This window comes from Pseudomonas neuropathica, from assembly GCF_051174785.1.
Taxonomy (GTDB): domain Bacteria; phylum Pseudomonadota; class Gammaproteobacteria; order Pseudomonadales; family Pseudomonadaceae; genus Aquipseudomonas; species Aquipseudomonas neuropathica_A.
In genome coordinates, this window is record NZ_CP195111.1 from 6,375,440 (window position 1) to 6,398,259 (window position 22,820).

Genomic DNA, 22,820 nt, shown 5'->3' on the forward strand with positions numbered 1-22,820 from the left:
ACGAAGGGTCTACACTCTGGCGCAGTGATCTGTTTCCAGGAGTGGCTGATGTCCCTGCGGTTACCTTCCATTGATGGTTTGTTGCGGCACCCGGCGTGTGCGCCGTTACTTGGGCGTCACGGGCGTGAGTCGTTGTTGGCGAGTTTGCGGCAATTGCTCGATGAATTGCGGCCCGGCGTGTTGAACGGGCAATTATCAGCCGTCGAAATCTGTCCCGAAGTGCTTGCCGGCCGCGTCGGTGAACGCTTGGCCCAGCAACAGCGCAGCCATGTGCGCCGGGTCTTCAACCTGACCGGCACGGTGCTGCACACAAACCTCGGTCGCGCCTTGTTGCCGGACGAAGCCATCGACGCCGTGCAGATGGCCGCTCGTTATCCACTCAATCTGGAATTCGATCTGGCCAGCGGCAAACGCGGTGATCGCGATGATCTGATCGAAGGTCTGATCCGCGAATTGACCGGTGCCGAAGCCGTCACCGTGGTCAACAACAATGCCGCCGCCGTGCTGCTGACGCTCAACAGTTTGGGCGCGCGCAAGGAAGGCATTATTTCCCGTGGCGAGCTGATCGAAATCGGCGGCGCGTTTCGCATCCCCGACATCATGGCCCGCGCCGGCGTACGGCTGCACGAAGTCGGCACGACCAATCGCACCCACGCCCGCGACTACGAAGCGGCGATCAACCCACGCAGCGGTTTGATCATGCGCGTGCACGCGAGCAACTACAGCATCGAAGGTTTTACCGCCCGGGTACCGACCGCTGAGCTGGCGGAGTTGGCCCATCGGCATGGATTGCCGCTGCTGGAAGATCTGGGCAGCGGCAGTCTGTTGGATCTGACGCGCTGGGGGTTGCCGGCGGAACCGACGGTGCGGCAAGCGCTGCTGGATGGCGCGGACATCGTCACGTTCAGCGGCGACAAACTGCTCGGTGGCCCGCAGGCCGGGTTGATCGTCGGGCGTAAAGAACTGATCGCGAAGATCAAGAAGAATCCGTTGAAACGCGCGCTGCGGGTAGACAAGTTGACCTTGGCGGCGCTGGAGGCGGTGCTGGGGTTGTATCGCGATCCGGATCGACTCGCTGAACGTTTGCCGAGTCTGCGCCTGTTGACTCGCCCGCAGGCTGACATCTATGCCCAGGCTATAAGGCTGCAACCGGCGCTGGCTGAAGTCTTGGGTTCGCTGTGGCAGGTCAGCGCAGTCGAGGCCTTGGGCATGATCGGCAGCGGCAGCCAACCAGTGGCGCGCTTGCCGAGTGCGGCGCTGTGCTGCCGCCCGCAAGTGTCCAAACGCTTGCGCGGGCGTTGCCTGTTGAATCTGGAAGCCGCGCTGCGCGCCTTGCCGGTCCCTGTGCTCGGGCGGATTGACGACGATGCGCTGTGGCTGGATCTGCGTCAGCTCGATGATGAGCCAGCGTGGCTCGGGCAATTGCCGCACCTGCAGGTGGACCCGTGATCGTCGGCACGGCGGGGCACATCGACCACGGCAAGACGTCGCTGCTGCAAGCCCTGACCGGACAAACCGGCGACCGCCGCCCGCAGGAGCGCGAACGCGGGATGACCATCGACCTTGGCTATCTGTATGCCGAACTGAAACCGGGCGCGGGGCTGACCGGGTTTATCGATGTGCCCGGTCACGAGAAATTCACCCACAACATGCTTGCCGGCGCGCAAGGCATCGACTTGGTGTTGCTGGTGGTCGCCGCCGATGACGGCGTGATGCCGCAGACCCGCGAGCATCTGGCGATTGTCGAATTGCTCGGTATCCCGCGCGCCTTGGTGGCGATCAGCAAATGCGACCGCGCCGAAGCGGGCAGGGTGGAGGAGGTTCAGCGGCAGGTCCTGGATCTGCTTGAGGCCGGGCCTTTTGCCGAAGCGTCGATCGTGCTTGTGTCGAGCGTGACCGGGCAGGGCGTTGATGAACTGCGCGAGACGTTATTGCAGACGCAACGTGAAGTAATGGAACGCAATCGCGAAGGTGGTTTTCGCCTGGCCATCGACCGCGCCTTCAGCGTGGCGGGTGCGGGAATTGTGGTGACCGGGACGGCTTTGTCGGGCGCGGTGGCCATCGGCGACAAACTCACCCTCGCGCCATCCGGGAAAACCGTGCGAGTGCGCGGCCTGCATGCACAGAATCAACCCGCCGAACACGCCGTCGCCGGCCAGCGCGTGGCGTTGAACCTGACCGGCGAACGCCTCGAACTGGCGCAGATCCATCGCGGCCAGTGGCTACTGAGCGAATGGCTGTATGCGCCGACACAACGGGTCGATATTGAATTTCAACTGCTGCCCGGCGAGCGCACCTTCGAACACTTCCATCCCGTGCACGTGCACCTCGGCACGCAAGATGTCATCGCTCGGGTGGCCTTGCTCGAAGGTTCACGGTTGAGTCCCGGCGAGCGCATGTTCGCGCAGCTGCTGATCAATGCGCCGGTGCACGCGGTGAAGGGTGATCGACTGATCGTGCGCGACCAAAGTGCGCAACGCACCCTCGGTGGCGGTCAGGTGCTCGATCCGTTCGCCCCGGCCCGACAACGCCGCAGCCCGGAACGTCTGGCGCAACTGCGCGCCCTGAACTCTGGCGACAAACTCGAACACGTCTTGCCCGTGCTGCTCAATTACAGCGCCGGAGGCCTCGACCCGCAGCGCCTGGAACGCCAATTCAATCGCCCGCGCTCGACTTGGGCATTAGCGGCAAACGTCCGCCTGATCGACACCCGCCAAGGCCCGGTGCTGTTCAACGTGCAGCGATGGGCGCAACTGAAGTTCACTCTGCTGGAACAACTCGCACAGTTCCACGAACTTGAACCCGACCAGATGGGCCCCGATCGCGATCGCTTGCGGCGCTTCAGTGGTCTGGCGCTGGAGCGTTCGACGTTTGCGAGTTTGCTGGATGAATTGCTGGCGGCAGGGTCGATCCAGGCGAGCGGCCCATGGCTGCACCTGCCGGATCATCAGGTGCGGCTGAATGCCGAGGACGAAAGCCTTTGGCTGCAAATGCAACCGCTGTTCGAAAACGCCGGATTCGACCCGCCGTGGGTACGCGACATCGCGAAAATGCTCGGTCAGGACGACGCCGTCGTACGCCTGCTGCTGCGCAAACTGGCGCGACTCGGTTTGATGCATCAAGTCGTACGCGACCTGTTCTTGAGTGACGTACAACTGCGGCAAATGGCCGACGTGTTGCTCAAACTGGCCAAGGAAAATCCGCAGATCCAGGTGACAACCTTCCGCGATGCGCTAGGCTTGGGACGCAAACGCTGTATTCAGTACCTCGAATATTTCGACCGCGTCGGCCTGACCCGACGCCTCGGCGAATCCCGACAGATCCGCCCCGACAACGCGCTGGCCCACGCCAACGCACAATGAGTTAAAGGAAGGCAATCGCGCCCGGTGGCGCGGCCGGGCTTCAAACCCGGTTGGGGACGGCATCCGTTCCCGGGCAGGTTCGACTCCGGCTGCCTTCCGCCAGTTTTCCCTCCGGACCTCCCCCGATCCAGTGTGGGAGCGAGCCTGCTCGCGAAAGCGGTTTTTCAGTCAACATCTCACTGACTGACCCACCGCCTTCGCGAGCAGGCTCGCTCCCACAAATTCGGCGGTAGAACCGCAGCCGCGTGAGCGACACGAGTCCCTGTGGGAGCGAGCCTGCTCGCGAAGGCGTCGGCACTGCCGGCGCTTCACTCAGAATCTGTCGCGAGGCCCGCTACTTCGGCATTTCCAGATTATCCATCACCCGATTCACCGCCAGTTCCCCGAGCATGATCAATTGCGCAATCCCCAACAGCGTCCTGCGCTGCGACGCGGGTATGAGATGGGCGAAGTCATGGGCGATGGTTCTGGCTGAGGCGAGTGTTTCGCAGGCATCAGCCAGCAATTCCTCGTTTTTGAAATCTGCGTTTACGGCGTACATACGGCGGGTTTTACGGGGCGGTGGCGTGGAGCCGGGCGGGCAGAGGTAGTGATCGAGCGCGCGTTCGGCGGCGTCGTTGAGCTTTTTGGAATCGAGGGATTCGTAGGGGGAGGCGAGATCGGTTTCGGGTGGGTTGGGTGTTGGTTTGATCATGGGTAAAGCCTCTAGAGTAGTGAAGCTGCCACCGTTCGCTGCTAACGAAGAGGTGGCGGCTGTACGCGGGTTAGCAGACCAGGACTCTAGAACCCGGCGCACCGAAGTGCCCCACGCAAAGCCGCCATAACGACAACCGACTTTGTGCGTCTAGAGATAACCCGGGCTGCTAAACCCGATCGCTGAAGTAATCAGCGACCGCACCACAATAGAACCCGCCCCCAAGGCGCACAAGCCGGCGGATTCTGGCGTAGCTGTAGGCAAAGGCGCAAGAATTTGTAGCCTGTAAGACGTGTCTGGAGGTGTCTTTTAAACACCTGAGTTTAAAAGGCGATTTGCGCTGATTTCACTGGCCCCTTCGCGAGCAGGCTCGCTCCCACACTTGGAATGCGCTTCCCTGTGGGAGTGGGCTTGCCCGCGAAGACGTCAGTTGCTGCACCGACTCATTCAAGGCTTGACACAGAACCGTGCTACTGCGGCAACTCCAGATTATCCATCACCCGATTCACCGCCAGTTCTCCGAGCATGATCAACTGCGCGATCCCCAGTAGTGTCCTGCGCTGTGACGCGGGTATGAGATGGGCGAAGTCATGGGCGATGGTTCTGGCTGAAGCGAGTGTTTCGCAGGCATCGGCCAGCAGTTCCTCGTTTTTGAAATCTGCGTTAACGGCGTACATCCGACGGGTTTTACGTGGCGGTGGCGTAGAGCCGGGCGGGCAGAGGTAATGATCGAGGGCGCGGTCGGCGGCTTCGTGGAGTTTTTTTGAATCGAGGGATTCGTAGGGGGAGGTGGCGTCGGTTTCGGGTGGGTTGGGTGTTGGTTTGATCATGGGTAAAGCTCCTTGATTGCTGGAGCCGCCACATTTCGCTGCGAAACGAAGGGAGGTGGCAGCTGTACGCAGGTTCGCAGACCGGGAATCAAGGTACCCGGCATACCCGAAGGTATCCCGCGCACAGCCGCCATGAAGCGTCATTGCCATTAATCTGGATGGCAATGCACTGGAGCGCTGTGCGCCTTGATTGGTCCGGGCTGCGAAACCCGATCGCTGATTCGTCAGCGACCGCACCACAATAGAACCCGACCCCAAGGCGCACAAGCCGGCGGATTCTGGCGTAGCTGTAGGCAATGGCGCAAGGGTGTGTAGCCTTGAAGGCGTGTCTGGAGGTGTCTTTTAAACACCTGAGTTTAAAAGGCGATTTGCGCTGATTTCACTGGCCCCTTCGTGAGCAGGCTCGCTCCCACAGGTTCGGCGGTGTAAACACAGCCTGGTGATCGACGCAGAAACCTGTAGGGGTGAGCCTGCTCGCGATAACGGTGTATCAGTCAGCATGAATGTTGCTGAAAAGACGCTATCGCGAGCAGGCTCACTCCTACAGGGGATAGCGTTTCAAATCGGGATGGGCGGTGGGTTAAAAACCCAACGGGTACTGGATCACCACATAGATCCGGTCGATGTCATCGCCGGCCTGCGCTTCATTGGCTCGATGTGAAACATGCGAGACCTGCACCGACAGATCCTTCGCCGCGCCTGACTGGACGATGTATTTCAAATCGATATCGCGTTCCCAGTGCTTGCCGCCGTCGCCTTGCTGCGGCTGGTAACTGTCGCTTTGCTCGTCGAACGGGTTGTAGGCGCCGCCCTTGGGCGCGTGGGTGCCGTCGATGTGGCTGCCGCTGACGTAGCGGGTCATGAAGCTCAGGCCGGGGATGCCGAAGGCGCCGAGGTCGAGGTCGTAGCGCGCCTGCCATGAGCGTTCGTTGGCGCCGTTGAAGTCTGCGTATTTGATCGAGTTGGCGAGGTAGATCGAGTCGCCGCCGACGAAATCGAACGGCGTGTCGCCATTGATCCGTTGCCAGCCGAGCATCACCGCGTGCGGGCCGAAGGTGTATTTGCCGGAGAGGCTGAACGCGGTGTTGTCGATGGCTCCGGCCAGCGCTCGGCCGGTGTCGCGGGTGTGGTAGAGGTTGGCGTCGAGCAGCACGCCGGACTGCTTGAAGTGCAAATTGCCGTAGTACTGATGCCAGGTGTCGCTCAGGTCGGAGGCATACAGCGCGCCGCCCACTGGGCTGTCGGTGAACAGATCGGCGCCGAGAAAACTGATCGCGCCGGCCTCGGTATTGGCGCCATAGCCGTAGAAATCGCCTTTGCCGGATGAGCTGTCCTGATTCTTGAACGCGGTGAAATGCCCGGCCACCAGATTGATGTGGTCGAACTCGGCGCTGTTGAGCAGAAAACCCGTGGCGTACTCCGGTTGCAGGCGTTTGTCGGAGGTGTCGAACACCGGGGTTTCCACCGTCATTTCGCCGAAGGCGAGGGTGGTGCGCGAGGCTTTCAGCTTGAGCGCGCCGCCGGCGCTGGAGTAATCATTTTCACTGCGACCATCGCTGTCGACCGGCAGCAGACCGGTGCCGGAATGGCCCCTGCCGCCGTCCAGTTTCAGTCCGGCGAAGGCGTGGGCATCGATGCCGAAGCCGACCGTACCGGGTGTGAAACCGGATGAGAAGGTGCCGATAAAGCCTTGAGCCCATTCCTGTTTGTAGTTTTTCCCGGACGGTGTGGGCGAGCGATAGTCGTTGCTCAGGTAGAAGTTGCGGCTGAGCACTTCACTTTTGGCATCGTCGAAGAAACCGCTGGCGTGGGCGGTGGTGGTCAGACCGCAAAGCAGCGCAAGCAGGGTGAGGCGCGAGGGGGTGCGGTCGATCATGGTCGGTGGCCAGCGGCAATTAAGATGGCCTGGATGATCGAGGAACTGCAGGACAGGGGATTGAGTGGATGTGCTGAATTTACGGGTTACACAAAACCTGTGGGAGCGAGCTTGCTCGCGAAGGCGGTGCATCAGGCGATATTTCTGTCGGCTGGCACTGCGCTTTCGCGAGCAAGCTCGCTCCCACAGGAATTCAGGGGGGCTCAAGATTAATGGCTACACACAATCCCTTGTAGGAGTGAGCCTGCTCGCGATAGCGGTGTGTCAGCTTGGGTGAATGTGGCTGACACACCGCCATCGCGAGCAGGCTCACTCCTACAGGGGTTTGGGTTGAATGAGGATTTTGTGGCGGAGCTGAAACCTGTGGGAGCTGGCTTGCCAGCGATGGCGGTGTGTCAGGCAAGTTTATCCAGGCTGACACACCGCTATCGCGAGCAGGCTCGCTCCTACAGTTTTAAAAGCGTTACGACAATGGCGGCGTACGTGGCGGGATCTGCCGTTTGCTGCCGGTCGATTCAAACGCAGCGGCGAAACGCAGCAGGTTCGAGTCGTCGTAGGCGCGGCCGGCGAAGGTCAGACCGACCGGCATGCCGATGTCGGCCATTACGCCCATCGGCACGGTAACGGTCGGCACGCCGAGGTGACGGATCGCGAGGTTGCCGTTGGCCACCCAAACGCCGTTGCTCCAGGCGATGTCGGCCGATTCCGGGTTGACGTCTGCGTCCGCCGGGCCGACGTCGGCCACCGTCGGGAACAGCACAGCGTCGAGGCCGAGCGTGTCCATCCAGTCTTCGAGGTCGATGCGCCGGGTCTGCTCGAGGCCGCGCAGGCCGTCGGGCACGGTGGAGATTTCATTCCACGGCGTGATACCACGTTCGGCCATGCGTACGTACTCATCCATGCCAGCAGCCAGATCACCTTCACGGTTAGGCAGGGTGCCCGGTTCGTGCGGGAAGATCTTTGCCCCGTCGACGTCGACCAAACGATTCAGCTTCGGGTCGCCGTTGGCTCGCAGGAAATCGTCAAACGCCCACGCGGTCAGGTCCCACAACTCATGGTGAAGGAATTCTTTCGAGACCAGACCACGGGTGAATACAGTCGGCGCGCCGGGGCGGTCGCCTTCGCAGTTGGAGACCAGCGGGAAATCGGTTTCGATGACTTCGGCACCGGCGGCTTCGAGGGCCAGACGTGCCTGCTTCCACAAGTCGATCACGGAGGCGCGAGTGTTGATGCGCTGGCCGGTTGGGCCACCGATGCCCGGCGCTTCGCTGGTACCGGCTTCAGGGTCGGCATTGATGAACATGCGCGGCACGGCGAAACGCTTGCCGGCCAACGCTTGGCTGTTGGCTGCCAGATCGGCGTATGCGGCGGGGCGCACCTCGCTGACGCTCGGGATCGGCACCCACGGTTGCAGGCGCCAGAGGTCACCACGGGTGTCCGGGTCTTCGGCGACGACGATGTCGAGGACTTCGAGCAGGTCGGCCATGGTCCGTGCGTAGGGCACGACGACGTCCATGGTCGGCGTCAACGGCCAGTTGCCGCGCACCGAGATCACCCCGCGCGACGGCGTGTAGGCGCACAAACCGTTATTCGACGCCGGGCCACGCCCACTCGACCAGGTTTCTTCAGCCAGACCGAACGCGGCGAAACTCGCGGCGGTGGCTGTGCCGGCACCGTTCGACGAGCCGGAAGCAAATGGTGCGGTCAGGTAGTCGGCGTTGTAAGGGCTTTCGGCGCGACCGTAGACGCCGCGTTGCATGCCGCCATTGGCCATCGGCGGCATGTTGGTCTTGCCCAGGCAGATCGCCCCGGCTGCGCGCAGGCGCTCGATGGTGAAGGCATCGCGATGGGCGACCAGATCGGCGAAGGCCGGGCTACCCGACGCAGCGGTCAGGCCCTTGACCAGATAGCTGTCTTTGGCGGTGTAGGGAATACCGTCGAGCGGGCCGAGGGTTTTGCCTTTGGCACGGCGCTCATCGGAGGCCTGTGCTTCGTTCAATGCTTCAGGGTTACGCACGACCACGGCATTCAGCGCGGTAGGGGTGTCGGCGCCATCGTAGGCATCGATACGGGCGAGATAAGCCTGCACCAACTCGACCGAGGTGGTCTCGCCTGATTCAAGGGCGGCACGCAGTTGGGCAATGGAAACTTCGGTGACTTCGATCATGCGCTCACCGCTGTTTGAATTTGGGTGTTTTTCCTGGAATGGGTGTTCATATCGGTTCTCGTTGCACAGCTATAAGCGACAAGGTTAAGACTGGCGCCTATTTAACACCAAGCGGCGTGCGGAGTAATCGGCGGGATCGTTGTTTGTTCGACAATGAATCCTCGGCGAGCCCTTCGCGAGCAAGCTCGCTCCCACAAGGATTGCATTTCAAATTTGGAGCCAGGGACCCAAGTGGAATGCATTCCAAATGTGGGAGCGAGCTTGCTCGCGAAGGCGTCAGCCCAAACAACCCATCATTCCATTTACAAAACCCCGTACTCCCGCGCCGTCCGATCCACCGCAATCCGCGTCTTGTCGATCAACTCATCCAGCTCCGTGCGCGTGGCCACCAGCGCCGGCGCCATGATCATCCGCCCCAATGTCGAACGAATGATCAATCCTTCCTCAAAGCCGATCGTGCGGCAACGCCAAGCGATATCGTTTTCATTGGCAAAACGCTTGCGCGTCGCTTTGTCCTCTGCAAACTGTAACGCCGCCACCAGCCCAACGCCCTGAATCTCACCGACCAACGGGTGATTGCCGAACACCTCGCGCAGGCAATTCTGCAGGTACGGTCCGGTATCGGATTTCACCTGCGCGACCACACCTTCATCGCGCAAGGCCTTGAGGTTGGCAATCGCCACAGCGGCCGCAACCGGGTGCCCGGAATAGGTCAGGCCGTGGGCAAATACGCCACCTTTCTCGACCAATGCTTCAGCCATGCGCCGCGACAGAATCAAACCGCCCATAGGGATATAACCCGAGGTCAGGCCCTTGGCGATCGACAGCGTGTCCGGTTCAAAACCGAACGCCTGATGTGCGAACCATTCACCGGTGCGACCAAACCCGCCAATCACTTCGTCAGCACACAGCAGCACGTCATATTGACGGCAGATGCGCTGAATCTCCGGCCAGTAAGTCGCCGGCGGAATGATCATCCCGCCCGCGCCCTGAAACGGTTCTGCGACGAACGCGGCGACCTTGTCGGCGCCCAGTTCGAGAATCTTGTCTTCCAGTTGCTGCGCGGCTTGCAGGCCGAACTCCTCCGGGCTGAGATTGCCTTCATGGGCGAACCAGTACGGCTCATCGATGTGCGCCACATCAGGAATGGTGCCGCCCATCTCGTGCATGAATTTCATCCCGCCGAGCGCCGTCGCGGCGAGGGTCGAGCCGTGGTAGCCGTTCCAGCGGCCGATCATGATTTTCTTCTCGGGCTTGCCCATCACCTGCCAGAACTTGCGCACGGTGCGGATCAGCACTTCGTTGGCTTCGGAGCCGGAGTTGGTGTAGATCGCGTGGCTGTAGTGCTTGGGCAACAGGCTGAAGAGCAGCTCCGACAGCTCGATCACCGCCGGGTGAGTGGTGTGGAAGAACATGTTGTAGTAGGGCAGTTGTTCCAGCTGCGCGGTCGCGGCGGCGGCGAGATCCTTGCGCCCGTAACCGAGATTGGTGCACCACAGACCCGACATGCCGTCCAGATAACGCTTGCCGTCGTTGTCCCACAATGCCAGGCGATCGCCGCTGACCATCACTCGCGGGCCTTCCTCGTTGAGTGCCTTCTGATCAACGAACGCGTGGATGTGGTGAGCGGCGTCAGAGGCTTGGTAATCGCGAGTACTGCGGGTCGAATCGAATTCGGCGGACATGGCGGATCTCCGGGAAGTTGAGCGGGTGAGTGCATTCATTCCAGCGCTACACGGATAAAGTTTTGTCATCTAAAAATATTTTTGTAAAGAAAATATTTGTCGGTGAAAAAAGATATCCGTAGGCTGAGGGCCATTGGCAAGGATCATCAGAGGCAACATGAGCGGACTCAGAGAGCGGCAAAAGGAACAGCGCCGGCAGGTGATTGCCGAGGCGGCGCTCGAGTTGTTCAAGCGCAACGGCTTCGCGGCCACCACGCTGGACCAGATCGCCGTGCAGGCGGGCGTTTCCGCACCGACGGTGGTGAATTATTTCGGCGGCAAGCAGGAGATTTTGCTGGCCTTGCTCAAGCAACCCGACGAGCAAGCCATGCGCGAGTCGCGAGCGAATCTGGACGAGGACAGTGATCCGCTGGAGGCGTTGTGCGAGTTCGAAGGGCTGATGACCGATTACCAGCTCCAGGCGATGCCGGCTTCGCTGTGGCGGGAACTGGCGCCGTTTCTGTTGACGGGTGAATTGGCCGAGGCGATGAGTCCATGGAATGCGGCCGTGATCGAAGAAACCAAAGCGCTGCTTCTGCATTTTCAGCAGGCGGGGCAAGTGCGCGAATCGATCGATGTCGACGTGGTGGCCACACTGTTCAACCAATACGCGAACATGGCGTTCATTCGCCTCGCCACTCAGGAAGTCCCGGATCGGGCCGCGCACGCCTTGCACATGCGCGGGGTTTTGAATCTGTTGTGCCACGGCATGCTGGAACGCTGATCGCCGCCATTACGCGCGACTCGTGGCGGGCACCCGTCGAGACGATGTGCCAGAAGTGAACTAGGCTCACAGCGGTTCAACGCTGGCCCGATCAGGAGAGCCGACATGGAAGACAAACCGCTGATAGCGTTTCAGAGTTCCAGAGCACTGCTGGACGTGCTCATTCGCGCGGGTCTGATCACCGTTCTGGTGCTGTTCTGCTACGACATTTTCCATCCGTTTCTCAATGTCATGCTCTGGGCGCTGATCCTGGCCGTCACGCTGTATCCGCTGAATCAGGCTCTGGGCGCCAAACTTGGTAATCGCTATGGTTGGGCGGCAATCATTATTGTGCTGCTGGGCCTGGTGATTCTGATGCTGCCGTTGAGCCTGCTGGGTGCTTCGATCGCCGACTCGATCAAGGGCAGCATGCACACGTTCGAAGCGGGGCAGTTCGAGATACCGCCGCCACCGGCCAATGTCGAAGGCTGGCCGTTGATTGGCGCGCCGCTTTACGGCATCTGGATGCACGCTTCGCAGGACCTGAGCTGGGTGTTTCAGGAACTGGCGCCGCACCTCAAGGACTGGAGCAAAGTGGTGTTGCATCAAGCCGCCGGCGTCGGGGCGGGCATCGTGGTGTTTGTGGTTGCGTTGATCGTCGCCGGGTTGATCATGCACCACGGCGAGCGCGGCCACCGCACAGCGGTGGCTGTCACCACCCGCATTTCCGGGCCGGTGCGTGGCCCGCAGATTGCCGAACTGTGCACGGCAACCATCCGCGCCGTGGCGCAGGGTGTGGTCGGCATCGCCTTTATTCAGATGCTGCTGGTCGGCGTGGCACTGGTGGTCATGGGTGTGCCGGCGGCCGGTGTTCTCGCCTTAATGGTGTTGCTGCTGGGCATAACCCAATTGCCGGTGCTGCTGATCTCGTTGCCTATCGTGATTTATGTCTTCGCCGTGGACGGGGTCAGCGCCGGCACGATCATCTTTGCGGTGTGGATGGCGATTGCCGGACTTGCCGACAACGTGCTCAAACCGATGTTGCTGGGTCGCGGCGTCGCGGTGCCGATGCCGGTGGTGCTGATAGGCGCACTGGGCGGCATGGTCACCAGCGGCATTATTGGTTTGTTCACCGGGCCGGTGATTCTGGCGGTTGGCTACGAATTGTTCATCGGTTGGGTATATCAACCGGCCGATGTCACCGAGCTTCTGGAGAGCCAGCGCAAAGAACATTTGCCGTGACACTCATCCCTCTCGCTGACGCATTGGCGTACCCCGACACTGAGGTCTAGGCTGGTCAATCAGTCGCCTTTCGGGCGCAACGCCCACCCAGGGACAGGAGCGGAACCGATGAAAGCCCCAGCCAGTATTGTCTGCCTGATGTTCACACTGGTTCTCGCGCCGGGAGTCCGCGCCGAAGACCCGCCGCCTGCGCCCGCTGCAGAGGCCACGGACGATGCGCCGTTGATCAACCCGCAAGTGGTCGACAAGCTCATCGACATGGGCAATTACCTGCGCAGCCTGCCGAAGTTTCAGGTCGATGCTCAAGTCTCGCGCGACACGGTTCTGGAGTCCGGGCAGAAGATCAAGACTGAGTCCGCCAATACCCTGAAAGTGGTCGGCCATGATCGCCTGTATGCGAAAAGCGAAGGCGATGTGCGCACCCGCGAGTTCTTCTATAACGGCAAGAAGCTCACCCAGTATTCGCCGTACCTGAAGTACTACACCACCGTCGAAGCACCGGCCACCGTGGCGGAAACCCTGCACAAGGTCGAGAACTTCTACGGTGTGCAGGTACCGATGGAGGACCTGTTTCTGTTCGGCAGTGACCAGGCGCAGATCGATGCCTTGAAAGCTGCGCTGTATGTCGGGCCGTCGGTCATCAAAGGCCAGCTCTGCGACCATTTGGCGTTTCGCCAGGAGGGCATCGACTGGCAATTGTGGCTGACCCGCTCCGACAAACCCTTGCCGTGCAAACTGGTGATCACCACCACTGACGAGAAGAGCTTTCCCGAGTACAGCGCGGTGTATCAGTGGAACCTCAAGCCGACCATTCCGGACACGCAGTTCACCTTCAAACCGGGCAAAGGCGATGTGGCGATTGCGTTTAAAAAAGCCAGCGATCAGGGAGGGCAGTGACATGAACAAGTCGATGACGTGGAGTCTGTTGTTGTCGCTGGCCGCCGCCACGCTGCTGACCGCCGGTTATGTCGCCGAAGCCGATGCCCGGGGGCAGCGCGCTCAGGGACACGCCCGCGCCAACGTCAACCGCGCGCCGGCGCCGAATGCGCAACGGGCGCAACGGATCAATGCGCCGCAGCGCACCAACAATGTCAGTGCCGGCAATCGGGTCAATTCGGGTAATCGGGTCAATGCCGGCAACAACGTCGGCAACCGTACGTACGTCAACAACAGCAATCGCAACGTCAACCGTAACGTCAATATCGACAACCACCGCGATGTCGATATCGATGTCGACGGGCATGGCCGTTATGGCTACGACGATCACTACCATCCGGTGGCAACGGCGGCGGCAGTGACGGCAACCGTCGCGGTCACGGCGGCGGTGGTGGGGGCGATCTTCACTCCGGCGCAAATGCCCAGCAGTTGCGTGCAGGTGATTCGCTACAACGTTGCCTATATGCAGTGCGGCTCAACCTGGTACCAGCCGCAGTATCAGGGCAGTGATGTGACGTATGTGGTGGTCAATGCGCCTTGATCAGACTTTCCGCACCCACGGTTGCTTCTGCGCCAACAGACCACGACTGCCGGTTACAGGGGTCTTGATGAACTTGTACATGACGGCTCCTTGAATGACGGGCGATGCGGATTCAAGGCTAGTCGATAAAAAATGTTGAGCCGGGTGGTGAAAGGGGGTCGAATGGCGCCGTTACGAAACCCTTCGATAAATCTACGAGTTCCAGACATGACAACAGCCCATCCGGTTGTGCCGGACCAAGAGCAATGGCAAGTCTGGACACCCGATGAGTTGGCGCGGCGACTGTGTTCGGTAGACCGCCCGTGGTGTGTGGTCGGTGGCTGGGCGCTGGACCTTTGGCTCGGTCGGCAAACCCGCGCCCACAGTGACCTGGAATTCACTGTGCTTCGGGCCGATTTCGCCTGTTTTCGCCAGGCACTAGGTGATCTCGATTTCTATGCAGTAAAGGACGGTACGTTCCAGTTTCTGTCAGCGACTTGCCTGCCCGCCGAAGACGTTTTTCAGATATGGGCTTACGACCGCGCCGCATCGGCCTGGCGCGTGGACGTGATGATCGAGCCGGGCACCCCGCAAACCTGGGCTTATAAGCGCGATCCGTCGATTACCTGTCCACGCGCGGAAATGGTTCTGCAAAGCACGGCCGGCATTCCGTATCTGCGACCTGCTGCCGTTCTCTTGTTCAAAGCCAAGCACACGCGCGCCAAAGACCGCAGCGATTTCGCCATGGCGTTAACGCAGATGTCGGCGCAGGAGCGCGTGTGGCTGGTTCGACATTTGACGCTGTTGCACCCGGAGCACGACTGGCTGGACGCTGTACAGGCTTTATCAGCGCCGCCAGCTACCCAAGGGTAATTCGACCTCGCGCTCGGCAGCAGCCAAGGCTATCTCCAGCCCGGACTTGTCCAGCGGTGCGCAGTATGCCGGTTTCGCCCGCTCGAATCGCCAGCTCTCATCGAGGCCTCCGGCGTCGACCGCATCGAAGCCGAGGTCGTCCAGCAACCCCACAACCAGCGCCCTGGCCTGCGCGTCATCCGCTGCGATGGGCAAGGCGCGCCGCTCGCTCGAGGCGTGCGGGCGGGCATCCGTAAGCAAGTCCGCCGCGAGGATGGCATTGAACACCTTGACCACGGTGGCGCCCTGCAGATGCTCGGCGAGCAAACGGCTGGTGGTGGTCTGGAAGGTGTCGAGTGCGGCGATGTGGCCATCGCGATCGGGGTAATAGTTGTTGGCGTCGAGCACGGTTTTGCCTTCGAACCAAGCTGGCTGTAGGCTCGGGATGTGTTCATAGGGGATGGCGAGCAACACCACGTCGGCAAACTGTGTGGCCTGTTCGGCCGTTCCGATTTGGCAGCCGGTGATGCCGGCGAGCACGCTGCTCATGGTCTTCGGGCCGCGGGAGTTACTGAGCATCACCTCGTGCCCGGCGGCGAGGGCGATTTGCGCGACGGCGCGCCCAATGAATCCGGCTCCAACGATTCCAATGCGCATGGTGTGTTCCTCTATCAGGTGGGAAGCCACTATGATGATTGCTGACCAGATGCAGATAAATCGCACTCTGTTACTTACTTTCGTTAACAGGAGTTTCGAATGGATCGGCTGAGCAGCATGGCGGCTTTTGTGATGGCGGCCGAAGCCGGTTCGTATGCCAGCGCCGCGCAACGCCTGGACATGTCCGCGCAAATGGTTGCCAAACACGTGGCTGCCCTTGAGCAGCGGCTCGGCGCACGACTACTCAATCGCACCACGCGCCGGCAAAGCCTGACCGAACTGGGCCAGGCCTACTATGAGCGCTGCAAGCACATTGTCAGTGAGGCGCAGGCCGCTGATTCGCTGGCGCAGATCATGAACGATACGCCGCGCGGCAAGCTCAGGGTCAGTGCGCCAGTGACGTTTGGCTCCTACAGCCTGATGCCGTTTGTGACCGCGTTCTTGCGCGAGTTTCCCGAGGTGGAAATCGACCTGCACTTGACCGACCGCGCGGTGGATCTGGTGGAGGAGGGGTTTGAGGTGGCTTTTCGGATCGGCCCGTTGGCCACGGCCAGTCTGACCGCCAGACCGTTGGCTGCGTACCGCTTGATCGTTTGTGCGGCGCCACGCTATCTGGCCGAACATGGCACGCCGCAAGTGCCCGCCGATCTGCAACAGCATGAGTGCCTGGGGTATGCCTATTGGTCGCGGCCCGTCGACCACGAGTGGTCATTCTTCAACGACGCCCAGGTCGAGCGTGTGCCGGTGAGCAGTCGCTTGCACGTCAACGAGAGCAAGGCGTTGTTGTCAGCGGCGGTGGATGGTTTCGGGATTGTGCTGGGGCCTGCCGACTTTCTTCAACCGGCATTGCGCAGAGGCGAGTTGGTCAGGTTGTTGGAGGGCTTTGAGGCGCCGAGCAGAGCGATGCATCTGTTGTACACGGCGCATCGGCAGAAGACGGCGAAGGTTCGTCAGTTCATCGATGCCGCGGTCAGGCGCTTTGCCTGACCGGGCATCCAGCTCAGTTAATGCGCGGGTGCTGCTGCACCAGTTCCTTGCGCTTGGCTTCCAGCGCGGCGATTTCGGCGTCGATGTCTTCGATTTTCTGCTCGATGTTGTCGTGGTGTTCTTGCAGCAGTTCTTTCGCTTCTTCAAGGTCGGAGGCGGCCGGCGCGGCGCCACGCAACGGCTTGTTGGCGGTTTCCTTCATCGTCACCCCGGTGGCCAGACCGACCACGGCGATGACCATCAGGTAGTACGCCGGCATGTACAGATCGTTGGTGCTCTCGACCAGCCAGGCGACCACGGTCGGAGTCAGGCCGGCGATCAGCACCGAGACGTTGAACGCCGCTGCCAGCGCGCTGTAGCGAATGTGCGTGGGGAACATCGCCGGCAGGGTGGAGGCCATGACGCCGATAAAGAAGTTCAGCAGCACGGCCAGCATCAGCAGGCCGGCGAAGATCAAACCGATCGTGCCGCTGTTGATCAGCATGAACGCCGGAATCGCCAGAACGAACAGGCCGATGCTGCCGACGACGATGAAGGGTTTGCGGCCAATCTTGTCGCTGATAAAACCAATCGCCGGCTGCACGAAGAGCATGCCGACCATGATCGCGATGATGATCAGCACGCCACGGTTTTCGCTGTAATGCAGGTTGTGCGAGAGGTAGCTCGGCATGTAGGTGAGCAGCATGTAATAGGTGACGTTGGTCACCGCCACCACGCCGATGCAGGTCATCAGGCTGCGCCAGTGCTTGGTCGCGACCTCTTTGAATGAAACTTTCGGGCCGCCAGCCAGGCCTTCGCGGTCGCCTTGCTCGAGTTTTTCGACGTGCTGCTGGAACGCCGGGGTTTCTTCCAGTGCGTGACGCAAGTAGAGACCGATCATGCCCAGCGGCAAGGCGAGGAAGAACGGCAGACGCCAGCCCCATTCCTCGAACCTGGCTTCGCCCAGCGTCGTCGAGATCAACACCACCACGCCGGCACCGAGGACGAAACCGGCAATCGAGCCGAAGTCCAGCCAACTGCCGAGGAACCCGCGTTTGCGGTCCGGCGCATATTCGGCGACGAAGATCGACGCACCGGTGTATTCACCGCCCACCGAGAAGCCTTGGGCCATTTTTGCCAGCAACAACAGGATCGGCGCCCAGATGCCGATGGAGGCATAGGATGGGATCAGGCCGATGGCGAAGGTGCTGAGCGACATGATCACGATGGTCGCGGCGAGGACTTTCTGCCGTCCGTACTTATCGCCCAATGCGCCAAAGAACAAGCCGCCCAGCGGCCGGATCAGGAAGGGCACCGAGAACGTCGCCAGCGCGGCGATCATTTGCGTACCGGGGTCGGCGCCGGGGAAGAACACTTTGCCAAGGACATAGGCGACAAAGCCGTAGACACCAAAGTCGAACCATTCCATGGCATTGCCCAGTGCGGCGGCGGTGATCGCCTTGCGCATCTTGGCGTCGTCGACAATGGTGATGTCGTTCAGGCCGATTGGCTTGACGGTTTTCTTGCGTGATTTCATCCGGGTCTTCTCTTTGCTGATCCATCGTACAGCGTAGATGCCATCTTTTTGATGGCGCGTACTCTTTGGCTCAGATACATGAGGACACGAAATAATTCACTGCTCGCTGCTTTTTTTCCTGGCGCACCTATGTAGGAGCTGCCGAAGGCTGCGATTGATCGTTCCCACGCTCTGCGTGGGAATGCAGCCGGGGACGCTCCGCGTCCCAACAAGATCGCAGCCCTCGGCAGCTCCTACAGGGGAATGTGGTTACCGGCGCAGGGTTGCGTAGGACTTACCGAGGTCGCTGGCCCAGCCATCCAGCACGACCTTGACGTCGTCGGCAGTCAGCACCTGCTGGTCGTTCTCCAGTGGCACGCCGGTGCCTTTGCGCACCACTTCGGCAATCACTTCGCCGGTCGAACCGTCCTCGAACGACACCTCGGTGGCGACTTGGCTGTCCTGATCACGGATGCCGGTCGCCGTGCTTACACCGGCAGCGACGAGGGTGACCGGCAGCCATTCATAAAAGCGCAAACCCTGAGTGCTGGTCGCCACTTGGGTGATGGCGGGGCGCACCACCAGGGTGTTCGGCCCCGGTTGATTGACCAGACGCAGCACCTTGCCCAATTCCAGCCGCAGCGCCGCGTCGTAATAGTCAGTAACGCCGGACAGCGTGCTCAGGGGAATTCGCGGCGTCGGCTCGGCACTCGGGTAAAACTGGCTTGGCGCCAGATACACCTGGGTGTATCGCCCCCGGGCAAGTGCCGGGCTGACCCACGCCAACACCGGCTGACCAGACGGTGACTGACGTTCGGTCAACACGCTGTAGTCATGCAGAAACCCGCTGTGTTCAGCCTTGTTACTGCTGCAGGCGGACAGGCTCAGGGAGGCCGCAAGGGTCAGCGACAGCGAACGAATGCGGGTCATCAACGGGTTTCCTTGTGCTGTTGCGTGGCGATGCTGTCCGAACACTCAATGTGCAACTGGCCGTGGCTCATGATCCATTGGATGAGGTCGGCCGCGGCAATGCTGTGAACGTATTCGACCCAGTGCGCATTGGTCGGGCTGAATTGCTCGAAGTAGCGGCGCAGGACGATGCGGCTCTGATCGCTGGATACGCTCAGGCACGACTCCTGAAACACGATCGGTGTGTCAGGGCCGAGCGCTGCGGTGCGCTGGCTGAGGATCAAGGGACGATTGCTGTTGTGCCCCTCGGCGCAATGGTTGTCGTTCAATTGCTTCATGCGAACCCCCTGGTTTGGAATGGCCGCAGAATGCCCGCGCGGTTTTGCCAGAGAATGTCCGCTTGATGTCTGGCGGGTAGAAATGTTGCTCGATTGAAATAAATGACCCGGCCGGCGAAATGGCTTTAGATTGGCTTTTTTCGGTGCATGGATCCTGTGATTGTGAGCAGACTGCTGTTCGTCGACGACGACGTGGAAATTCTCGCGCTGCTGAAGAAATTCTTCTTGCAGCACGCCTATGAAGTCGACGTGGCGCCCCATGGCGAGGCCATGTGGGCGGCGATCGCACAGAACCGTCCGGACACGATCATTCTTGATGTGATGATGCCCGGCGAAAGCGGCCTGAGCCTGTGCCAGAAGGTGCGCGCGCAGCTGGGCATTCCGATCATCATGCTCACGGCCATGGCCGAGTTGAGTGATCGCATTGTCGGCCTGGAGTTGGGCGCCGACGATTACCTGACCAAACCGTTCGCGCCGCAGGAATTGCTCGCCCGGGTGCGTGCCTTGCAGCGGCGCGCCGGCGAACAGCGCCAGGCAATTGAACCTTCACGCCCGGTGATCGGCTTCGCCGGTTGGCATCTGGACATCACCTGTCGCGAGCTGCGCTCCCCGGAAAACGTGATGATTCCGCTGTCCGGCGGCGAGTTCGATTTGCTCGTGGTGTTTCTCGATCACCCGCAGCGCATTCTCACCCGCGAACAGTTGATCGACCTGACTCACGGCCATGGCCATGACGCCTTCGACCGCAGCATCGATGTGCAAGTCAGCCGCCTGCGCCGCAAGATCGAACCGGACAGCAAGCGCCCGGACCTGATTCGTACGGTGCGCAACGGCGGTTATCTGTTCACTGCCAAGGTCAGCCGCTCATGATCCGCCGACTGTTGCGTGGCGACACCCTGCGCCGGCACATCGCCCTGACCATCGTGGCGGCGATGGTCGCCTCACTGGCGTTGAATGCGCTGTTCGTGCAAGTCGCCGGCATCTGGGCGCGGCCACCGATTGAACGCACCGGCCTGCTCGAACAGATTGCCGCGACTTCGCGGGTGATCGAGGCGGCCCCGGCCAACCTGCGCCCGCAACTGGCCGCAGCGGCGAGCAGCGCCATGTTGCAAGTATCGTGGCAAGCACAACGCGCGGATTTCGACCTGCCCAATGACGGCCTTCGCCTGCCAGCGAGCCGGGTACCGGTACTGGAGCAACTGCTGGGGGATGATCGAAAAATCGAGGTGTTCAGCCCAGGCGACTGGCCGAACGGCAGTCCCCTGGCGCATTACGCCGCTGTCGTGCAATTGGTCGATGGCAGCTGGTTGTCATTTATCCCGCCGGAGCGCAGCTGGGGTCTGGAGTTTGGCGTGCGTATCGCGATCGTCATTGCCTTGGGACTGATTGCCACGTTGCTGGTCGCCTGGGTCGCCACCCGGCAACTGGCCAACCCTTTGCAGCGTTTCACGCGGGCCGCCAGACGTTTCGGCACAGATCTGCGCGCGCCGCCGATCAAGCTCGAAGGCCCCGACGAAATTCGTCAGGCGATCATCGCCTTCAACACCATGCAGGCACAGATCCAGCACTTCATCGCCGAGCGTACGCACATGCTCGCGTCGATCTCCCACGATTTACGTGCACCACTGACACGCATGCGTTTACGCAGTGAATTCATGGAAGACCTCGATCATCAGGGCAAACTGATTCGCGATGTCGAGGAGATGCAGTCGATGATCAACGCCGCGTTGGCGTTCTTCCGCGAGGACACCCATCAAGAGCAAACCACCGCGTTCGATCTGTCGGAACTGCTGCAGACCATCGTCGATGACTACCGCGACCAACACCTGCACGTTGATTTCGATGGCCCGGCGCATCTGGTGTACGAAGGTCGACCGCTGGGGATCAAGCGAGTGATCGTCAATCTGCTGGAGAATGCGCTGAAGTATGCGCAGCGTCCGGGCATTGCGTTGCGGCGTGACGAGTATTCGATTTGCATCGAGGTCAGCGACGAAGGCCCCGGTATTCCCGAAGCGGCGTTGGAGCAGGTGTTCGATCCGTTCTTTCGCCTCGAAGCTTCGCGCAATCGCGACACCGGTGGCGTCGGCCTGGGGCTTTCAGCGGCGCGGGCAATTGTGCGAGAGCAGGGCGGAGAACTGACGTTGAGCAATCGTGGCGGCCAAGGATTGCTGGCGCGGGTTGAGTTGCCGCGTCACGGATAGTTGCTGGTGTGAAATTTATTCTGTAGATTTTCATGAAATTATAAAACGATAATTTCATGAGGTCGCGCATGTTTCAGCAATCCAGCCTGCACGTCGACAGCTATTACGCCCACAGTTGCGCGGATATTCTGAGCAACCGGGCTGTGCTGGAAGGCCAACATGACGCTGACGTGGTGATCATCGGCGCCGGTTTCAGTGGCTTGCACACGGCGTTGCGTCTGGCCTTGGCGGGCAAGCGCGTGGTGGTGCTGGAAGCCAGTCGCGTGGCGTGGGCCGCGTCGGGGCGTAACGGCGGGCAGGCGATTCTTGGTTGGTCATGTGACATGCCGCCGCTGGAAGCAGCGCTGGGCCATGAACGGGCCAGACGGCTTTGGGATGGTATGCGCTGGGCCGCCGCCGAGTTGCGCGAATTGCCCGGCCGCCATGGTTTCGATTGCGACTATCGCCCCGGGCATTTATGGACGTCGGTGATGCCACGCCGAGTCAGCCTGCTCAGCGAATGGCAACACGAGGCCAGCCACAAATGGGGCCACGATGGGTTGCAGTTCATTGCTCGTGAACAACTGCCGGCGTGGGTGGCCACTGATCGCTATCAGGCCGGGCTTTATGACCCTGAAGGCGCACACCTCAATCCGCTGAAACTGGCGCTGGGTCTGGCAGCCGCCATCGAGCGGGCCGGCGGGCGTATCCATGAACAAAGCAAAGCGCTGAGTTATCGGGAGCAGGGCGGCGGTTTCCGGGTCAACACCGAGCGCGGTTCGGTGCGCGCCGATGTGCTGGTGCTGGCGTGCAACGCTTATCTCGATGAACTCGACCCGCAACTGTCCAGCTGCATTCTGCCGGTGGGCACCTACCAGGTGGCCACCGCAGCGCTGTCGCCCGAGCAGGCTACAGCGCTGTTGCCACGCAATGTCTGCGTGACCGACAACCAATTCGTCCTCGATTACTTCCGGCGCACGCCGGATAACCGTTTGTTGTTTGGCGGTGGTTGCACTTATCTGGGCGGGATGCCCAAGGACATCGCGGCAGCGACCCGGCCGTTTCTTGAGCGGGTGTTCCCGCAGCTCCAAGGTGCCGACATCGAGTTTGCCTGGGGCGGTCACATCGATCTGACGATCAACCGCACGCCAGACGTTGGCGGCGCGGGCAATCGTTATTGGCTGCAAGGTTACTCGGGGCACGGCGTTCTGCCGACATTGGCCGCCGCGCGTGCGGTGTCTGACGCGATTCTCGGCGACGGCGATGAATTGGCGTTGTACCAAGGCCTGAGCAATCGCCCTTTCCCCGGCGGCAAGCATTTCGCGGCACCGTTGGAGGCCATCGGCAA

The 22,820-nt window shown here is 61.1% G+C and carries 20 protein-coding genes and 1 tRNA gene; 12 read left to right on the forward strand and 9 right to left on the reverse strand.

Annotated features, from left to right (window positions below):
* The first annotated feature begins 45 nt into the window (after positions 1-45).
* The 3 genes from selA (at position 46) to ACRRSD_RS28565 (ending at position 3,464) form a co-directional block, all read left to right on the forward strand.
* Positions 46-1,449 carry an L-seryl-tRNA(Sec) selenium transferase gene (gene selA, locus ACRRSD_RS28555; protein ID WP_435038560.1) on the forward strand — a complete coding sequence of 468 codons (1,404 nt, stop codon included), beginning with the start codon at positions 46-48 and terminating at the stop codon, positions 1,447-1,449.
* Positions 1,446-3,362, forward strand: coding sequence for a selenocysteine-specific translation elongation factor (selB, locus tag ACRRSD_RS28560; protein WP_435036542.1), 1,917 nt, complete (start codon positions 1,446-1,448; stop codon positions 3,360-3,362). Before selA ends, selB begins: the two co-directional genes overlap by 4 nt.
* Positions 3,363-3,368: 6 nt before the next feature.
* Positions 3,369-3,464: transfer RNA gene (locus ACRRSD_RS28565), tRNA-Sec, on the forward strand.
* A 232-nt stretch (positions 3,465-3,696) separates the two neighbouring features.
* Here ACRRSD_RS28565 and ACRRSD_RS28570 read toward each other — a convergent pair.
* From ACRRSD_RS28570 to ACRRSD_RS28590, 5 genes are all read right to left on the reverse strand, one after another.
* The gene (locus ACRRSD_RS28570) at positions 3,697-4,056 is read right to left on the reverse strand and encodes a DUF6124 family protein (RefSeq protein WP_435036543.1); all 360 of its coding nucleotides are present in this window, start codon (positions 4,054-4,056) and stop codon (positions 3,697-3,699) included.
* Between the two features lie 470 nt (positions 4,057-4,526).
* The gene (locus ACRRSD_RS28575; RefSeq protein WP_435036544.1) at positions 4,527-4,886 is read right to left on the reverse strand and encodes a DUF6124 family protein; all 360 of its coding nucleotides are present in this window, start codon (positions 4,884-4,886) and stop codon (positions 4,527-4,529) included.
* A 580-nt stretch (positions 4,887-5,466) separates the two neighbouring features.
* A complete protein-coding gene (locus tag ACRRSD_RS28580; RefSeq protein WP_435036545.1) occupies positions 5,467-6,762 on the reverse strand; it encodes an OprD family porin in 1,296 nt (431 codons plus the stop codon).
* A gap of 463 nt (positions 6,763-7,225) precedes the next feature.
* Positions 7,226-8,929, reverse strand: a complete 1,704-nt coding sequence (locus tag ACRRSD_RS28585; protein ID WP_435036546.1) for an amidase — start codon at positions 8,927-8,929, stop codon at positions 7,226-7,228.
* Between the two features lie 302 nt (positions 8,930-9,231).
* Positions 9,232-10,614 (reverse strand): aspartate aminotransferase family protein, encoded by a 1,383-nt coding sequence (locus tag ACRRSD_RS28590; protein ID WP_435036547.1) that lies wholly within the window; start codon positions 10,612-10,614, stop codon positions 9,232-9,234.
* Positions 10,615-10,771: 157 nt separating this feature from the next.
* Between ACRRSD_RS28590 and ACRRSD_RS28595 the strand changes: the two genes are divergently transcribed.
* From ACRRSD_RS28595 to ACRRSD_RS28615, 5 genes are all read left to right on the forward strand, one after another.
* A complete protein-coding gene (locus tag ACRRSD_RS28595; protein ID WP_435036548.1) occupies positions 10,772-11,377 on the forward strand; it encodes a TetR/AcrR family transcriptional regulator in 606 nt (201 codons plus the stop codon).
* Positions 11,378-11,482: 105 nt separating this feature from the next.
* A complete protein-coding gene (locus ACRRSD_RS28600; protein ID WP_435036549.1) occupies positions 11,483-12,598 on the forward strand; it encodes an AI-2E family transporter in 1,116 nt (371 codons plus the stop codon).
* A gap of 108 nt (positions 12,599-12,706) precedes the next feature.
* Positions 12,707-13,495, forward strand: a complete 789-nt coding sequence (locus ACRRSD_RS28605; protein ID WP_435036550.1) for a DUF2092 domain-containing protein — start codon at positions 12,707-12,709, stop codon at positions 13,493-13,495.
* Between the two features lies 1 nt (position 13,496).
* Positions 13,497-14,075 carry a hypothetical protein gene (locus ACRRSD_RS28610; protein ID WP_435036551.1) on the forward strand — a complete coding sequence of 193 codons (579 nt, stop codon included), beginning with the start codon at positions 13,497-13,499 and terminating at the stop codon, positions 14,073-14,075.
* A 207-nt stretch (positions 14,076-14,282) separates the two neighbouring features.
* Positions 14,283-14,927, forward strand: coding sequence for a nucleotidyltransferase domain-containing protein (locus ACRRSD_RS28615; protein WP_435036552.1), 645 nt, complete (start codon positions 14,283-14,285; stop codon positions 14,925-14,927).
* Here the strand turns inward: ACRRSD_RS28615 and ACRRSD_RS28620 are convergent.
* A complete protein-coding gene (locus ACRRSD_RS28620; protein ID WP_435036553.1) occupies positions 14,901-15,563 on the reverse strand; it encodes an NADPH-dependent F420 reductase in 663 nt (220 codons plus the stop codon). The genes ACRRSD_RS28615 and ACRRSD_RS28620 overlap by 27 nt on opposite strands.
* A gap of 99 nt (positions 15,564-15,662) precedes the next feature.
* Between ACRRSD_RS28620 and ACRRSD_RS28625 the strand changes: the two genes are divergently transcribed.
* Positions 15,663-16,550: a LysR family transcriptional regulator gene (locus ACRRSD_RS28625; protein WP_435036554.1), complete on the forward strand. Its 888-nt coding sequence runs from the start codon at positions 15,663-15,665 to the stop codon at positions 16,548-16,550.
* A 13-nt stretch (positions 16,551-16,563) separates the two neighbouring features.
* Here ACRRSD_RS28625 and proP read toward each other — a convergent pair whose 3' ends face one another.
* The 3 genes from proP to ACRRSD_RS28640 form a co-directional block, all read right to left on the reverse strand.
* Positions 16,564-18,066, reverse strand: a complete 1,503-nt coding sequence (proP, locus tag ACRRSD_RS28630) for a glycine betaine/L-proline transporter ProP (protein WP_435036555.1) — start codon at positions 18,064-18,066, stop codon at positions 16,564-16,566.
* A gap of 249 nt (positions 18,067-18,315) precedes the next feature.
* On the reverse strand, positions 18,316-18,975 hold the full coding sequence (locus ACRRSD_RS28635; RefSeq protein ID WP_435036556.1) for a DUF3313 domain-containing protein: 660 nt from the start codon (positions 18,973-18,975) through the stop codon (positions 18,316-18,318).
* Positions 18,975-19,292, reverse strand: a complete 318-nt coding sequence (locus ACRRSD_RS28640; protein ID WP_435036557.1) for a hypothetical protein — start codon at positions 19,290-19,292, stop codon at positions 18,975-18,977. Before ACRRSD_RS28640 ends, ACRRSD_RS28635 begins: the two co-directional genes overlap by 1 nt.
* A 147-nt stretch (positions 19,293-19,439) precedes the next feature.
* Here ACRRSD_RS28640 and ACRRSD_RS28645 point away from each other — a divergent pair, with 147 nt between their 5' ends.
* From ACRRSD_RS28645 to ACRRSD_RS28655, 3 genes are all read left to right on the forward strand, one after another.
* Positions 19,440-20,162: a response regulator gene (locus ACRRSD_RS28645; RefSeq protein WP_435036558.1), complete on the forward strand. Its 723-nt coding sequence runs from the start codon at positions 19,440-19,442 to the stop codon at positions 20,160-20,162.
* Complete coding sequence (locus tag ACRRSD_RS28650) at positions 20,159-21,493, forward strand: ATP-binding protein (RefSeq protein ID WP_435036559.1); 1,335 nt, start codon at positions 20,159-20,161, stop codon at positions 21,491-21,493. Before ACRRSD_RS28645 ends, ACRRSD_RS28650 begins: the two co-directional genes overlap by 4 nt.
* A 68-nt stretch (positions 21,494-21,561) precedes the next feature.
* On the forward strand, positions 21,562-22,820 hold a 1,259-nt coding region (locus ACRRSD_RS28655), incomplete at its 3' end, for an NAD(P)/FAD-dependent oxidoreductase (RefSeq protein ID WP_435036560.1).

Excerpts from the sequence above, each read along its gene's own strand:
- ACRRSD_RS28570 (WP_435036543.1), bottom strand. The coding sequence starts at position 4,056 with ATGATCAAACCAACACCCAACCCACCCGAAACCGATCTCGCCTCCCCC.
- ACRRSD_RS28575 (WP_435036544.1), bottom strand. The coding sequence starts at position 4,886 with ATGATCAAACCAACACCCAACCCACCCGAAACCGACGCCACCTCCCCC.
- ACRRSD_RS28580 (WP_435036545.1), bottom strand. The coding sequence starts at position 6,762 with ATGATCGACCGCACCCCCTCGCGCCTCACCCTGCTTGCGCTGCTTTGC.
- ACRRSD_RS28585 (WP_435036546.1), bottom strand. The coding sequence starts at position 8,929 with ATGATCGAAGTCACCGAAGTTTCCATTGCCCAACTGCGTGCCGCCCTT.
- ACRRSD_RS28590 (WP_435036547.1), bottom strand. The coding sequence starts at position 10,614 with ATGTCCGCCGAATTCGATTCGACCCGCAGTACTCGCGATTACCAAGCC.
- ACRRSD_RS28595 (WP_435036548.1), top strand. The coding sequence starts at position 10,772 with ATGAGCGGACTCAGAGAGCGGCAAAAGGAACAGCGCCGGCAGGTGATT.
- ACRRSD_RS28600 (WP_435036549.1), top strand. The coding sequence starts at position 11,483 with ATGGAAGACAAACCGCTGATAGCGTTTCAGAGTTCCAGAGCACTGCTG.
- ACRRSD_RS28605 (WP_435036550.1), top strand. The coding sequence starts at position 12,707 with ATGAAAGCCCCAGCCAGTATTGTCTGCCTGATGTTCACACTGGTTCTC.
- ACRRSD_RS28610 (WP_435036551.1), top strand. The coding sequence starts at position 13,497 with ATGAACAAGTCGATGACGTGGAGTCTGTTGTTGTCGCTGGCCGCCGCC.
- ACRRSD_RS28615 (WP_435036552.1), top strand. The coding sequence starts at position 14,283 with ATGACAACAGCCCATCCGGTTGTGCCGGACCAAGAGCAATGGCAAGTC.
- ACRRSD_RS28620 (WP_435036553.1), bottom strand. The coding sequence starts at position 15,563 with ATGCGCATTGGAATCGTTGGAGCCGGATTCATTGGGCGCGCCGTCGCG.
- ACRRSD_RS28625 (WP_435036554.1), top strand. The coding sequence starts at position 15,663 with ATGGATCGGCTGAGCAGCATGGCGGCTTTTGTGATGGCGGCCGAAGCC.
- proP (WP_435036555.1), bottom strand. The coding sequence starts at position 18,066 with ATGAAATCACGCAAGAAAACCGTCAAGCCAATCGGCCTGAACGACATC.
- ACRRSD_RS28635 (WP_435036556.1), bottom strand. The coding sequence starts at position 18,975 with ATGACCCGCATTCGTTCGCTGTCGCTGACCCTTGCGGCCTCCCTGAGC.
- ACRRSD_RS28640 (WP_435036557.1), bottom strand. The coding sequence starts at position 19,292 with ATGAAGCAATTGAACGACAACCATTGCGCCGAGGGGCACAACAGCAAT.
- ACRRSD_RS28645 (WP_435036558.1), top strand. The coding sequence starts at position 19,440 with ATGGATCCTGTGATTGTGAGCAGACTGCTGTTCGTCGACGACGACGTG.
- ACRRSD_RS28650 (WP_435036559.1), top strand. The coding sequence starts at position 20,159 with ATGATCCGCCGACTGTTGCGTGGCGACACCCTGCGCCGGCACATCGCC.